General features: G+C 69.8%; 14 protein-coding genes. 5 read left to right on the top strand and 9 right to left on the bottom strand.

The window, feature by feature from the left end; all coding sequences use genetic code 11:
* Positions 1-10: 10 nt before the first annotated feature.
* Genes gcl through FG385_RS25095 form a run of 3 tightly spaced genes read right to left on the bottom strand, consistent with a single transcriptional unit; the run spans position 11 to position 3,355 of the window.
* Complete coding sequence (gene gcl / locus FG385_RS25105) at positions 11-1,687, bottom strand: glyoxylate carboligase (protein ID WP_456061883.1); 1,677 nt, start codon at positions 1,685-1,687, stop codon at positions 11-13.
* A 22-nt stretch (positions 1,688-1,709) separates the two neighbouring features.
* Positions 1,710-2,573, bottom strand: a complete 864-nt coding sequence (locus tag FG385_RS25100) for a 2-hydroxy-3-oxopropionate reductase (protein WP_139099253.1) — start codon at positions 2,571-2,573, stop codon at positions 1,710-1,712.
* The gene (locus tag FG385_RS25095; protein WP_139099252.1) at positions 2,570-3,355 is read right to left on the bottom strand and encodes a hydroxypyruvate isomerase family protein; all 786 of its coding nucleotides are present in this window, start codon (positions 3,353-3,355) and stop codon (positions 2,570-2,572) included. Before FG385_RS25095 ends, FG385_RS25100 begins: the two co-directional genes overlap by 4 nt.
* An 89-nt stretch (positions 3,356-3,444) precedes the next feature.
* Between FG385_RS25095 and FG385_RS25090 the strand changes: the two genes are divergently transcribed.
* From FG385_RS25090 to pucL, 4 genes are read left to right on the top strand one after another with little or no spacing between them, the layout of a single operon-like run.
* Positions 3,445-3,912 (top strand): helix-turn-helix domain-containing protein, encoded by a 468-nt coding sequence (locus tag FG385_RS25090; protein WP_139099251.1) that lies wholly within the window; start codon positions 3,445-3,447, stop codon positions 3,910-3,912.
* Between the two features lie 31 nt (positions 3,913-3,943).
* Positions 3,944-4,411 (top strand): 2-oxo-4-hydroxy-4-carboxy-5-ureidoimidazoline decarboxylase, encoded by a 468-nt coding sequence (locus tag FG385_RS25085; protein ID WP_235022782.1) that lies wholly within the window; start codon positions 3,944-3,946, stop codon positions 4,409-4,411.
* Positions 4,408-4,722 (top strand): hydroxyisourate hydrolase, encoded by a 315-nt coding sequence (gene uraH / locus FG385_RS25080; protein WP_139099249.1) that lies wholly within the window; start codon positions 4,408-4,410, stop codon positions 4,720-4,722. The genes FG385_RS25085 and uraH overlap by 4 nt, the downstream gene beginning before the upstream one ends.
* Before the next feature lie 5 nt (positions 4,723-4,727).
* A complete protein-coding gene (gene pucL, locus FG385_RS25075; protein WP_139099248.1) occupies positions 4,728-5,606 on the top strand; it encodes a factor-independent urate hydroxylase in 879 nt (292 codons plus the stop codon).
* Positions 5,607-5,747: 141 nt separating this feature from the next.
* Here the strand turns inward: pucL and FG385_RS25070 are convergent, their stop codons facing one another.
* Complete coding sequence (locus FG385_RS25070; RefSeq protein WP_139099247.1) at positions 5,748-6,578, bottom strand: alpha/beta fold hydrolase; 831 nt, start codon at positions 6,576-6,578, stop codon at positions 5,748-5,750.
* 58 nt (positions 6,579-6,636) lie between these two features.
* Here FG385_RS25070 and FG385_RS25065 point away from each other — a divergent pair, with 58 nt between their 5' ends.
* On the top strand, positions 6,637-7,221 hold the full coding sequence (locus FG385_RS25065; protein WP_456061882.1) for a TetR/AcrR family transcriptional regulator: 585 nt from the start codon (positions 6,637-6,639) through the stop codon (positions 7,219-7,221).
* On the opposite strand, the gene FG385_RS25060 is transcribed toward FG385_RS25065, so the two are convergent.
* From FG385_RS25060 to FG385_RS25040, 5 genes are all read right to left on the bottom strand, one after another.
* Positions 7,191-8,606, bottom strand: coding sequence for an NCS2 family permease (locus FG385_RS25060; RefSeq protein ID WP_139099246.1), 1,416 nt, complete (start codon positions 8,604-8,606; stop codon positions 7,191-7,193). The genes FG385_RS25065 and FG385_RS25060 overlap by 31 nt on opposite strands.
* 139 nt (positions 8,607-8,745) lie before the next feature.
* Positions 8,746-10,944 (bottom strand): molybdopterin cofactor-binding domain-containing protein, encoded by a 2,199-nt coding sequence (locus FG385_RS25055; protein ID WP_139099245.1) that lies wholly within the window; start codon positions 10,942-10,944, stop codon positions 8,746-8,748.
* Positions 10,941-12,272, bottom strand: coding sequence for an 8-oxoguanine deaminase (locus FG385_RS25050; RefSeq protein ID WP_139099244.1), 1,332 nt, complete (start codon positions 12,270-12,272; stop codon positions 10,941-10,943). The genes FG385_RS25055 and FG385_RS25050 overlap by 4 nt, the downstream gene beginning before the upstream one ends.
* Positions 12,269-12,727, bottom strand: coding sequence for a (2Fe-2S)-binding protein (locus FG385_RS25045; protein ID WP_139099243.1), 459 nt, complete (start codon positions 12,725-12,727; stop codon positions 12,269-12,271). The genes FG385_RS25050 and FG385_RS25045 overlap by 4 nt, the downstream gene beginning before the upstream one ends.
* Positions 12,718-13,575 carry an FAD binding domain-containing protein gene (locus tag FG385_RS25040; protein ID WP_139099242.1) on the bottom strand — a complete coding sequence of 286 codons (858 nt, stop codon included), beginning with the start codon at positions 13,573-13,575 and terminating at the stop codon, positions 12,718-12,720. Before FG385_RS25040 ends, FG385_RS25045 begins: the two co-directional genes overlap by 10 nt.
* Positions 13,576-13,645 lie beyond the last annotated feature (70 nt).

The raw sequence follows: 13,645 nt of genomic DNA, 5'->3' as shown, positions 1-13,645 counted from the left end.
CGACTCCCTCCTAGACCCCCTCGAACTCAACCACGTTAGCCAGGGAGGTGCCCATGGCGGCGTTTCCTGTGCGCTCGATCATGATTTCCACCAGCACCGGGCGGCTCGTGCGCTCGGCCTCCTTGCGGGCCCATTCGATCGACGAGCGGATCTCGCCGGGCTCGGTCACCCGCGTACCGGTGCAGCCGTAAGCGGCCATGATCTTCACGTTGTCCGCGCCGTGCTGGTCGTAGTGGATGTCGACCTGGTAGTTCATCTCGTAGCCGCGCTCGGCCTGCCGGATGAGGCCGAGGTACTCGTTGTTGAGCATGATCAGCACGAACGGCACGTCGTACTGCGCCGCGACCGCCAGCTCCTCGACGAGGAACTGGAACGAGTAGTCCCCGACGACGCCGACGACTTCGGCCCCGGGCCGCGCCTTCTTGACCCCGATCGCGGCCGGGATCTCCCAGCCGAGCGGACCGGCCTGCCCGCACACCTGGTAGTGCCGCGGTTTGTGCGCGTGCTGGAACTGCCCCGACCAGATCTGGTACAGCCCGATCGCGGTGACGAAGTACGCGTCCTCGCCGAACAGTTCGTTGATCTCGTGGAACACGCGCGGGGCCTTGATCGGGACGGTCTCGAAGTCCTCGCGGCGCGGCAACTCGTGGCGCAGCTGGCCGATCCGCTTGACCCACACGCCACGGTCGGCGAGCACCTCCCGGTTCCGGACGGCGTCCAGCAGCGCGGTCAGGAACTCGCCCACATCGGACACGATGCCCAGGTCCGGGCCGAACACCCGGCCGAGCTGCGTGGGTTCGATGTCGACGTGGATGAACTTGCGGTCACCGCGGTACACGTCGAGCTCGCCGGTGTGCCGGTCACCGAAGCGCGCGCCCAGCGCCAGCACCAGGTCGGCTTCGAGGAACGCGGCGTTGGCCCAGCGCTGCGAGGTCTGGATCCCGGCCATCCCGGCGAACAGTTCGTGGTCCTCGGGGAAGCTGCCCTTGCCCATCAGCGTGACCTGGACCGGCACGCCGAGCCGCTCCGCGACCTCGCGCACCTGCTCCGCCGCCTCGCTCAGCACGACACCGCCGCCCGCGAGGATCATCGGCCGTTCGGCGGCGAGCAGCAGGTCGAGCGCCCGTTCGACGCGCGGGCGGTGCGGGGTGACCACCGGGACCGGCAGCGGGCAGTCGATGCTCGAATCCCATTCGATCTCCTGCTTCTGCACGTCCAGCGGCAGGTCGATCAGCACCGGGCCGGGCCGCCCGGACCGCGCGATGCGGAACGCCTCGCGGAAGATCCACGGCGCCTGCGCCGCTTCCTTGACCTGCACGGCCCATTTCGTGACGGGTTTGGCGATCTCGACGATGTCGACCGCCTGGAAGGCCTCCTGGTGCAGCTTCGCCGACACCGCCTGCCCGGTGATGCACAGGATCGGGATCGAGTCGGCCTGCGCGGTGTACAGCCCGGTGATCATGTTCGTGCCGGCGGGCCCGGACGTGCCGATGGCGACCCCGACATTGCCGGTGGTGCGCGCCCAGCCGTCGGCCATATGCGTGGCGCCCTCCTCATGGCGAACCACGAGGTGCTCGATGCCGCCGTGCCGTTCCATCGCCTGGTAAAGCGGGAGAATCGCGGCGCCGGGGCAGCCGAACGCGGTGCTCACGCCCTCGCTCGCGAGGACTTCGACGACGGCCTGCATCACGGGGATTCTGGGCATGGCACTACTCCCGTCCGGACAGTTGGGCGACGAGTTTCAGCAGGGCCCCGTGGTCGAGGCCGCCGTGTCCCTGGGCCTTCAGCGAGGCCATGAGCTGCGCGACCGCTGCGCCGAGCGGGATCACCACACCGGCCTCGCGCGCGGCGGCCTGCACGATGCCGAGATCCTTGTCGTGCAACTCGACGCGGAAGCCCGGGGTGAACTCGCGCTTGACCATCGCGGCGGCCTTGCGGTCGAGGATGCGGTTCCCGGCCAGACCGCCGGCGAGCACCTTGATCGCCGCCTCGGTGTCCACTTCGTGCGCTTCGAGGAAGACCAGGGACTCCGCGACCAGTTCGATGGTGCCGGCCACGATGAGCTGGTTCGCGGCCTTGACCGTCTGCCCAGCGCCCGGCCCGCCGACGTGCACGATCGTGCCGCCGACCGCGTCGAGCACCGGTTTGGCGGCTTCGAAGTCCGCGGCCTCGCCGCCGACCATGATCGACAGGCTGCCGTCGATCGCGCCCTGCTCCCCACCGGAAACCGGGGCGTCGAGCGCCCGGATGCGCCCGGAGATCTCGCGGGAAACGTCCGGGCGGATGGTGCTGCAGTCGATCAGCAGCGCGCCTTCCCTGGCGTGCGCCAGGACGCCGTCTTCGCCAAGGACGACAGCCTCGACGTCGGGCGAATCCGGCAGCATGGTGATCACGATGTCTGCTTCGCGCACCGCTTCGGCGATACTCACCGCACCTCGGCCACCCGCCTCGACCAGCTTGTCCACTTTGGACCTGCCGCGGTTGTACCCGGTGACCTCGAACCCGGCCTTGACCAGGTTCGCCGCCATCGGACCGCCCATGATGCCCAGCCCGATGAACCCGATCTTCGTCATCGCCTTCCCTCCAGCCAGTCGAAGGACTCTTCCGTGCGCCCGCTCGGTTTGTATTCGAGGCCGACGTACCCGTCGTAGCCCGCCGCCGCGAGTTTCGCCAGATAGCCGGTGATGTCCAGGTTCCCGGTGCCGGGCTCGTGCCGGCCGGGGACGTCGGCGACCTGCACATGCCCGATTCGCGCGATGTGCTTTTCGATGACCGCGTCGAGATCGTCCCCGTTGGCGCCGAGGTGGTACAGGTCGAACAACAGCAGCACGTTGTCCCGGCCCACCTTGTCGAGCACGGCGAACGCGTCGGCCGCGGTCTTGAGCGGGTAACGGTCCGCGCCGGACAGCGGTTCGAGCACCAGGCGCGCCCCGATCCGGCCCGCCGCGACGGCGGCGGTATCCAACGTGGACAGTGCGTGCTCGTCCTGCGCGGCGGGGTCCTGACCCTCGACCCGGTTGCCGTACAGGGCGTTGAAGGTGCGGCAGCCAAGCCGGCCGGCGATGCCGATGGCGATGTCGACGCTGTCGGTCAGTTCCTTCTCCCGGCCTAGCCAGGACACGATGCCACGGTCGCCGGCCGCCATGTCCCCGGCGAAGAAGTTCAACCCGGCCAGGCTGACCCCGGCGTCCTCGACCGAGCGGACGAACTCGTCGACCTCGCGGTCGCCGGGACTGGCCGTGTCGAACGGCCACCAGTACTCGACAGCGGTGAACCCGGCGGCGCGGGCGGCCTCAGCACGCCGCAACAGGGGAAGCTCGGTGAACAGGATCGACAGGTTGATGTCGTAACGCATGACCTCTTCTTCCGTATTGCGGAAGTTTATTTCCGTAAAACGAGAATAGCTTCGTAGCACCGCGAACGTCAACGGGATACGGTGCGGTCGTGGAGCTACGAGCCGAGTTCACCACCGAACCGTTCCGCGGCGAAGGCGAGCCGCCCGAGCACGCCGTCCGCGCCCGCGAAGCGGCGGCGAAAGCCGGGCTGGCCGTGGACTTCGGCCCACTCGGCACGACCGCGCAAGGCGATGCCGACGCGCTCGTCGACGCGCTGCCCGCGATCGCCCGCGCCGCCCTCGACGGCGGCGCGACCCGGTTCACCCTGCAGCTTTCCGTGGGCGATACCACGACGCCACCCGAGACTCCCCCGCACACCCTGGAACGGCTCATCGGCGAAGTCGAGGCTCAACTCGGCACACGCCTCGTCGACCTCGACCGCACCGGCAAGCAGCAAGCCGTACGGCTCCTGGAGGAGCGCGGGGCCTTCGCGATGCGCAAGGCCGTCGTCACGATCGCCGCCGCGCTCGGCGTCACCCGGTTCACCGTCTACAACTACCTGAACCGGGACCATTGACTTCAACAAAATGTTGAAGCAAGATCGGGGCGTGGCTTTCCACCTGACCGGGTTCAACACCGCGCCGCCCGCCCAGCTCCAGGCGGACCTCGCGGCATGTCTCGACGTGCCGCGCTGGGTCGAGATCGTGCTGGCCGGGCGGCCCTATCCCGACCTCGCCGCGCTGAAGTCCCGCGCGGAGTTCACGCTGGAACCTGGCGAGATCCGCCGCGCGATGGCCGCGCATCCCCGGATCGGCGAGCAGGCCACGGGTGCGTCGAAGGCCGAGCAGTCGGGTGTGGACAGTTCGGCCGCGCAAAAGTTCCGCGCCGCCAACGTCGAGTACGAGGAGCGGTTCGGGCACGTGTTCCTGGTGTGCGCGAGCGGCCGTGGCGGCGGGGAACTCCTGGCCGATCTCCGCGAGCGCATGGGCAACGACCCGGAGACCGAACTGGCCGTCGCCGGGCGGGAACTGGTGAAGATCGCCTTGCTACGCCTGGGAAAGCTGGTGACCACGTGAGCCTCGTGACGACGCACGTCCTCGACGCCGCGGCCGGGCGGCCCGCTGCCGGAATCCCGGTGCGCCTGGAAAGCGACGGAAGGCTCGTCGCCGAAGGGCGCACCGACTCCGATGGCCGCATCCGCGATCTCGGCCCGGAAAGGCTCGAACCCGGGGTGTACCGCCTGGTCTTCGACACGGCCGCGTACCTGGGTCCGGACGGGTTCTTCCCCGAGATCACGGTGTCCTTCCGCATCACCGACGGCGCGGCGCACCACCACGTGCCGATCCTGCTCAGCCCGTTCGCCTACTCCACCTATCGAGGGAGCTGATCGTCGTGGCCATCACCCTGGGCCCGAACCAGTACGGCAAGGCCGAAGTCCGGCTCGTGACGGTGAATCGCACCGGGCCGGTGCATTCGATCAAGGACCTGACGGTGTCGACCTCGCTGCGCGGCGACCTCACCGCGACGCATCTGACCGGCGACAACGCGGGCGTGGTGGCGACCGACACGCAGAAGAACACCGTCTACGCCTTCGCGAAACAGAGCCCGGTCGGCGAGATCGAGGACTTCGCGCTCCGGCTGGGCAGGCATTTCGTGCGTGACAACATCAAGGGCGCGCGCATCCTCATCGACGAGCACGGCTGGGATCGCATCGCGGTCGACGGCAAACCGCACGAGCATTCGTTCTCCCGCGCCGGCGACGAGAAGCGCACCACCGCGGTGACGATCGACGGCGATCGCGCGTGGGTCGTGTCGGGGCTACGCGATCTCGTGGTGCTCAAGTCGACCGGCTCGGAGTTCCACGGCTTCCCGCGTGACAGGTACACGACGCTGGCCGAGACCGGCGACCGCATCCTCGCCACAGCCGTGACCACCCGGTGGCGCTACCAGGGCTCGGAGATCGACTGGGCCAAGAGCTTCACCGAGATCCGGCGCCTCATGCTGCAGAAATTCGCCACCCTGCACAGCTATTCGCTGCAGCAGACCCTGTACGCGATGGGCGAGGCGGTGCTGGAGGCACGGCCGGAAGTCGCGGAGGTCCGGTTGTCGCTGCCCAACAAGCACCATTTCCTGGTCGACCTGACCCCGTTCGGACTCGAGAACGACAACGAGGTCTTCTACGCGGCCGACCGCCCCTACGGCCTCATCGAAGGCACCGTCCTCCGTGACGACGCCGAGGAGCCCGGACTCGCCTGGCCCACGTTCACCTGACCCCGCGTGTTCACCAGCCGCGTCACCGAGTTGGCCCTCCGCGACCGTGAGTTGGCCCGCTGCGGCGCCCAGCCGATGTGGGCGGCAAACTCGGCGACACGCGCGGCCAACTCACTGCTGGAGGCGGCAAACACGCCCGGGTCAGGCGGGCACGAACTCGCGTAGTTCCTTGATTAGGACGTCCGGGCGGTCCTCGGGGACGAGGGTGTAGCTGTCCTCGACCTCGACCAGCTTCGCGTCGGGGAACAGCGCGGCCAGGCGCGGGCCGTGCTCGCGGGGCATCAGCTTGTCCTCCTTCGCCCAGACGACGAGCACCGGCCGGTCGAAGGCCTTGAGCCGCTCCGACCACTCGAGCAGGGTTTCCCGCGGCGGTACGGAGAGCCCGTACTTCTTGATGTCGCGGCGGATCTCCGGCGAGGCGGCCGCCGGGCCGAACCAGCCGTCCATCACCTCACGCGGCACCGGCTGCTTGCTCATCCAGCCCCAGCCGCCAGGGGCACGCCGGACAGCCTGGAACCGCAACAGTTTCATGGTCGCCGCGAGCCCGCCCGGGGCGCGGGTGGCCGCCACGATGAGCTTGCCGGGCAGGCCGGGCGGGTAGTTGTCGAACGCCTCGCACGCGACGAGGACCAGCCGCGCGACGCGGTCCGCCTTGCCCTCGGAGATGAGGAACTGCGCGCCACCCCAATCGTTGAGCACCAGCGTCACGTCCCGCAGGTCCAGCTTCTCCAGGAACTCCCCCACCAGCAGCGCCATCCCGAGCATCGACAGGTCGGCGTCGGGGCGCATCGGCTTGCGGTGGGAGCCGAGCGGCAGCGTGGGCCTGACGCACCGGTATTCCCCCAGATCCGGCACGACCTTGCGCCACACCGAGCCGTCGATGGTCAGACCGTGCAGCAGGACGAGCACCGGGCCGTCGCCGCCGGTGTCGGAGTACTCGACCGGCCCCGCGGAAAGCTCTATCTCGGGCATGATGCCCTCCCCAAATTTGATAGATCGCTCTAGCGAGAGGCTAGCGTAGACTCGGCGGGTGAGCAATACGAAAGAGCGCATCATGCTCGCCAGCGCCGAACTGTTCCGCCGCAACGGCTATACCGGGACCGGGCTCAAACAGATCGTCACCGCGGCGGGCGCCCCGTTCGGCTCGCTCTACCACTTCTTTCCCGGCGGCAAGGAACAACTGGGCGCGGAGGTCATCCGCGAATCGGGGCTGCTCTACGGGGAACTGTTCGACATCTTCATCACGCCGGCGGCCGATCCGGTGAGCGGGATCGAAGACGCCTTCGCCGGCGCGGCGGTCACGCTGAAGGAGACCGACTACGCCGACGCCTGCCCGATCGCGACCGTCGCGCTGGAGGTCGCCAGCACGAGCGAGCCGCTGAGGAAGGCCACGGCCGAGGTGTTCAACGCCTGGATCGACAGAGGCACCAAGGCTTTCCAGCGCTTCGGTCTGTCCGAAAAGGATGCACGGAAGCTCACCATCGCGGTCGTCACGAGCCTGGAAGGCGCGTTCGTGCTGAGCCGTTCGCTGCGCGACGTGGAACCGGTGGCCGTCGCCGGCGAGGCTGCCGTCGCGACAGCGCGTCAGCTCATGAACGCGCCCGAGGCGAAGTAGGCCGCGAAGATCGCTGCCAGTACACCGAGCAGCCAGCCGACCTCGCGGATCCTGCCCTTCGCCAGCTTGATCAGCACGTACGCGATCAGGCCGGCGCCGATGCCGTTCGTGATCGAGTAGGTGAACGGGATGACGGCGGCGATCAGGAACACCGGGATCGCGATATCGATGTCCTGCCAGGGAATCCGGCGCGCCTGGGCCATCATCATCCCCCCGATGACGACGAGTGCGGGCGCGGCGGCCTGCGCGGGCACGATCGCGGCGATCGGCGTCAGGAACAGCGTCACGGTGAACAGCGCCCCGGTCACGATGCTCGCCAGCCCGGTTCGCGCGCCCTCCCCCACGCCCGCCGCGGACTCCAGGAACACCGTGTTCGGCGCCGAACCGCTCAGCCCGCCGGCCAGCGCGCCGAACCCGTCGACGAGCAGGATGCGGCCCATGCCCTCGACGCGGCCGTCCCGCACGAGCCCGGCCTCCTCGGAGACGCTCGTGATGGTGCCCATCGCGTCGAAGAATCCGGACAGCACGAGCGTGAACAGGAAGACGCACGCGGCGACCGGTCCCGCCGAGGCGAAGCCGCCGAACAGGTCGATATGCCCGAGGAGGCTGAAGTCGGGGGTCGCGACGACGTGCGTCGGCACGGCCGGTTTGACCAGACCCCAGCCGGAGGGGTGGAAGGCGGCGTTGACGGCGATCGCGAGCACCGTGGCGACGGCGATGCTGATCAGCACCGCGCCGGGCGTGCGCCGGGACATCAGCACGATCATCAGCAGCAGGCCGATGCAGAAGATCAGGATGGGCCAGCCGGTGAGATGCCCGCCGATGCCCATCCGGACGGGCACCGTCGAGTCCGCCGAGTCCGGGGTCCGGGTCACGAACCCGGCGCTGACCAGGCCGACGAGCGCGATGTAGAGCCCGATGCCGACGGTGATCGCGGTCTTGAGCGCCATCGGGATCGCGTTGATGATCCGCTCGCGGACACCCGAAACCGCCATCAGCACGATGCACACGCCTTCGAGCACGACGAGCCCGAATGCCTGCGACCAGGTCATCTCGGGGGCCATCTGGAACGCGACGACGCCGTTGATGCCCAGACCCGCGGCGAGCGCGAGCGGGGCGCGGCCGAACAGGCCCATCAGGATCGTGGTCACGCCCGCGGCGAGGGCGGTGGCCGTCGTGACCTGCTCGGTGGACAGGCGCGCGCCGGTGATGTCGGCGGAAGCCCCGAGGATCAGCGGGTTCAGCAGCACGATGTAGCACATCGCGACGAACGTGGTGATCCCGCCGCGGATCTCCCGGCCGACGCTGCTGCCGCGGCGGGAGATATGGAAGTAGGAGTCCACAACGGACTTACGGATGACGGGCCGGGTGCGCAGCTGGATCATTGCTCGCCTCCTTGCGTGGCGTGTTTGCCGACCCCGCGCGCGTGTTCGCCCCTCACGTCGCTGGGTTGGCCGCCCACGACGCAAACTCGCCGACCGGACAGGCAAACACGCCGACCGGAGGGGCAAACACGCGCGACACTCAGGGTGCGGTGATGTGGTCCGGGCGCACGGGGACGCGGGTGAGCGCCCGGCCGGTGGCCGCCCGGATGGCCGCGACGATCGCCGGGGTGGACGAGATCGTCGGCGGTTCGCCGACACCGCGCAGCCCGTACGGAGCGTGCGGATCGGCCAGTTCGAGCACGTCGATGGACATCGGCGGCATGTCGAGCACGGTCGGGATCAGGTAGTCGGTGAACGACGGGTTGCGGATCTTCCCGTCCTGCGTCTGGATCTCCTCCATCACGGCGAGGCCGAGCCCCTGCGCCGATCCGCCCTGGATCTGGCCCAGCACGGCCTGCGGGTTGAGCGCCTTGCCCACGTCCTGGGCGCAGTCGAGCGCGACCACCTTGACCAGGCCGAGTTCGACATCGACGTCGACGACCGCGCGGTGCGCGGCGAACCCGTACTGCACGTGGGCGTTCCCGGCACCGGTTTCCGGGTCGAGCGTCTCGGTGGGCCGGTGCCGCCACTCGACGGTCTCGTCGATCACCTTGTCGCCGAGGTCGTACGGCGAGAGCGGGCCGAGCGCCTCCCGCACCGCGAGGCACGCCGCTCGCACGGCTCCGCCGGTGACATACGTCTGCCGCGAGGCCGAGGTCGAACCGGCATTGCCGATCGTGGTGTCCATCGGCAGGATCGTCACCCGCTCGACGCCGAGTTCGGTGCGCACGATCTGCTGCAGCACCGTGACCAGCCCCTGGCCGACCTCGCACGCCGCCGTCTGCACGGTCGCGGCCGCCTCGCCGCCGACGACCTCGAGCCGCACTCGCGCGGTCGAGTAGTCGTCGAACCCTTCGGAGAAGCAGATGTTCTTGATCCCGACCGCGTAACCGACGCCACGCACCACGCCTTCGCCGTGCGTCGTGTTGGACACCCCGCCGGGCAGCGTGCGCAGGTCCCGTTCGACCAGCGGCGCGGGCGGCAACGGCTTGCTTTCCAGGCGCCGCAACAACTCCACGACCGGTGCGGCCGAGTCGACCACCTGACCGGTCGGCATGACCGAGCCCTCGCTCATCGCGTTGCGCACGCGGACCTCGACCGCGTCGAGCCCGCACGCCTCGGCGAGCCTGTCCATTTGCGACTCGTACGCGAAACCCGCTTGCACGGCACCGAAACCACGCATCGCCCCGCACGGCGGGTTGTTCGTGTACGCACCCCAGCAGTCGATCGAGACGTTCGGCACGTCGTACGGCCCGACGCCCAGCGTGGCCGCATTCGCCACCACCGCCGGCGTCGAGGACGCGTACGCGCCGCCGTCGAGGTACATTCGCGCCTTGACGTAGACCAGCTTGCCGTCGCGGTCGGCCCCGTGCTCGTAGTGCAGCGTCGCGGGATGCCGGTGCACGTGGCCGTAGAAGGATTCCTCGCGGTTGTAGACCATCTTCACCGGCTTGCCGGTGTGCAGCGCGAGCAAGCAGGCGTGGACCTGGATCGACAGGTCCTCGCGGCCGCCGAACGCGCCGCCGACCCCGCCGAGGGTCAGCCGCACCTTCTCCTCGGCCAACCCGAGCGCGGCGACGATCTGCCGCCGGTCCACGTGCAGCCACTGGGTCGCGACGAACAGGTCGACCCCGCCGTCCTCGCCCGGCACCGCGAGCCCCGACTCGGGCCCGAGGAACGCCTGGTCCTGCATGCCGACCTCGTACGAGCCTGTGACCACGACCTCGGCCTTCGCCCCCGGGTCCCCGCGCCGGATCGGCACATGCCGCACGATGTTCCCCTCAGGATGCAGCCGCGGCCCCTCCCCCGCGACCGCCTGCTCGGCGTTCGTGACGGGCTCGACGACCTCGTAGGCGACCTTGATCCGCTCCATCGCCCGGCGCGCGGTTTCCGGATGATCCGCCGCGACCAGCGCGACCGGCTCGCCCTGGTACCGCACGACGTTCTCGGCGAGCACCGGCTGATCGGGATGTTCGAGGCCGTAGCGGTTCACTCCCGGCAAATCCTCATGCGTCAGCACCGCGTACACCCCTTGCACTCGGGCCGCTTCGGTGATGTCGATGCTCTTGATCAGCGCATACGGGTGGGGGCTGCGCAGGGTCGCGCCCCACAGCATGTCCTCGTGCCACAGGTCGGAGGAGTAGGCGAATTCGCCGCGCACCTTGCCCGTACCGTCGGGGCGGCGCGGGCTCGTGCCGACGCCGTTCGCGGTGCCCGTCGCCTGCTCGGTTGTCGTCATCGCAGCCTCCTGCTCGCCGCCGTCAGTTCCTCGGCCAGCGCGGTCTCGTCGGCGGTGCGCAGTTCGCCGTCCGCCACCACGGTTTCGCCGCCCACCATGAGCAGTTTCAGCGGCGGGGTCGCGCCGAGGACCAGCGCCGCCACCGGGTCTTCGATGCCCGCGTAGAGCAGCCCGTTCAGGTTCCAGACCGCGAGGTCCGCGAGCTTGCCCGGCTCCAGCGAACCCAGTTCCCGTTCGCGGCCGAGGCAGCGGGCGCCACCCATCGTGCCCATCCGCAACGCGTCCCGGACCGTCAACGCCGTCGGCCCGCCGCGCTGCCGTGCCTGCAGCAAAGCCTGGTGCAGTTCCTCACCGAGACCACCCGACTCGTTCGACGCCGCCCCGTCCACCCCGAGGCCGACGGGCGCGCCCACGTCGAGCAGGTCCCGCACGGGCGCGATGCCGGCCCCGAGCCGCCCGTTCGACGTCGGGCAATGCGCCGCGCCGGTGCCCGTCGCGCCGTAGCGGCGAACCGCGTCGGGTGAGAGATGCACCGAATGCGCCATCCAGACGTCCGCGCCGAGCCAGCCGAGCTTGTCCGCATACTCGGCCGGTGTCGAGCCGAACTCGGCGAGGCACTGTTCTTCCTCGTCGAGCGTTTCGGCGAGATGCGTGTGGAGCCGGACTCCCTTGCGCCGGGCCAGTTCCGCGGCGCCGGTCATCAGTTTCTCGGTGACGGTGAACGGCGAGCACGGACCTACGGCGACGCGGATACGCGCGTACGGCGCGGGATCGTGGTACGCGTCGATGGCCTGCTCGGTGCCGAGCAACGCCGCTTCGGTGTCCTCGACGAGGTTGTCCGGCGGCAGTCCCCCGTCCGACTCACCGCGGTCCATGGAACCCCGCACGATATGGCTTCGCACACCGATCCGGTCGGTCGCGGACACGAGCGCATGCACCTGATCCCCGCCTTCGCGGGGGAAGACGTAGTGGTGGTCGGCGACCGTCGTGCAGCCGGTCAGGGCGAGCCGGGCCAGGCCGGCGCTCGCCGCGGCATACGTGATCTGCGCGTCGAGCCTGCCCCAGACCGGGTACAGCTCGACGAGCCACTGGAACAGCGTCGAGTCGGCCGCGAGACCACGGGTCGCCCACTGGTACAGATGGTGGTGCGTGTTCACCAGACCCGGTGTGATCAGGCATCCGGTCGCATCGATCCGCCGATCGCCTCGACCCGGCCCGGCGCCGACCGCGACGATCCGGCCGTCCTCCACGACCACATGCCCGCTCGGATACTCGGTGCCCTCGGCGTCGACGGTCGCGATCGCCGCGTTGTCCAGAACCGTCCTCATCGCGTGGCCGCCATCCGGACGGCGTCGAGGATCTTCTCGTATCCCGTGCAACGGCACAGGTTCCCGGCCAGCGCCTCGCGGATCTCCTCGTCGCTCGGATCCGGCACGCGATTCAGCAGATCGTGTGCCGCGACCACGAGCCCGGGCGTGCAGAACCCGCACTGCACCGCGGCCGCGTCCACAAAGGACCGCTGCACCCGGTCGAGCTGCTCGCCGTCGGCGAGGCCCTCGACCGTGCGTACCTCGCGGCCCTCGGCCTGCCCGGCCGCGACCAGGCAGGAGCACACCGGCACACCGTCGAGATACACCGTGCAGGACCCGCATTCCCCCTGCTCGCAAGCATTCTTCGAGCCGGGGAGGCCGAGCCGCTCGCGCAGCACGTACAGCAGGCTCTCGCCTTCCCAGACGTCGTCGGCCTGCTTGGCCTCGCCGTTCACGGTCACGTTCAGGCGCATGCGGAGTCCTTCCCGAGAATCTCCTGCCAGGCCCAGCCGAGCGTGCGCCGGGCGAGGACGGACAGGGCGTGCTTGCGGTAGGCGGCGCTGCCGCGGACGTCGTCGATCGGTTGCGCGGCCGCGGCGACGAGCTCACCGAACCGGCGCTTGAGGGAGTCCGGCAGCGGCGAACCCCAGGGCAGTTCGGCGGTCAGGAACTCCTCGGCTTCGGGCACCCGGCGCGGGGTCGGGGCCGCCGAGCCGATCGCCGCCCGCACCTGCCAGTTCTCGATCGCGAGCGCGAACGAGCACACCGCGATGACCATGGCGTTACGCGTGCCGACCTTCGAAAACTGCTGCGCTCCGGTGCTCACCGGCAGGTGCACGGCGGTGATCAGCTCGTCTTCGGCGAGCGCGTTCCGTTTGACACCGACGTAGAACTCCTCGGCGGGGATGAGCCGCGTGCCCCGCGTCGAGGCCGCCTCGATCCGGGCGCCGGTCACGAGCAGCACCGGATGCGTATCCCCCGCGGGCGAGGCCGCGCCGAGATTGCCCCCGACCGTGCCGCGGTTGCGGATCTGCGGCGAGCCGACGGTCCGCGACGCCAGCGCGAGGCCGGGCAGCCGGTCGCCCAGCTCGGCGATGACCCGGGTGTAGGGCACGCTCGCCCCGAGCCGCACGCCTGAGTCCGAAGTGGACCATTCGGCGAGCTCGCCGACGCGGTTGAGATCGAGCAGCGCGGCCGGGCGGCGGTGGTCGAAGTTCAGCTCGACCATCACGTCCGTCCCGCCGGCGATGGGCACCGCGTCCGGGTGCTCGGCCTTGAGGGCCAGCGCCTCGGCGAGGTTCTGGGGTCGCAGGAAGTCCACCCGGAAAGTAGACCGCCGTGGCGTGGGTCACGGCAACGGCACCGAAGTATGAACCGGCGCCCAGGTCAGG

It is taken from the genome of Amycolatopsis alkalitolerans (assembly GCF_006152065.1).
Lineage (GTDB): Bacteria > Actinomycetota > Actinomycetes > Mycobacteriales > Pseudonocardiaceae > Amycolatopsis_E > Amycolatopsis_E alkalitolerans.
Note: the sequence above shows the minus strand (reverse complement) of the source record. Positions and strands in the feature narration are given on the sequence as shown.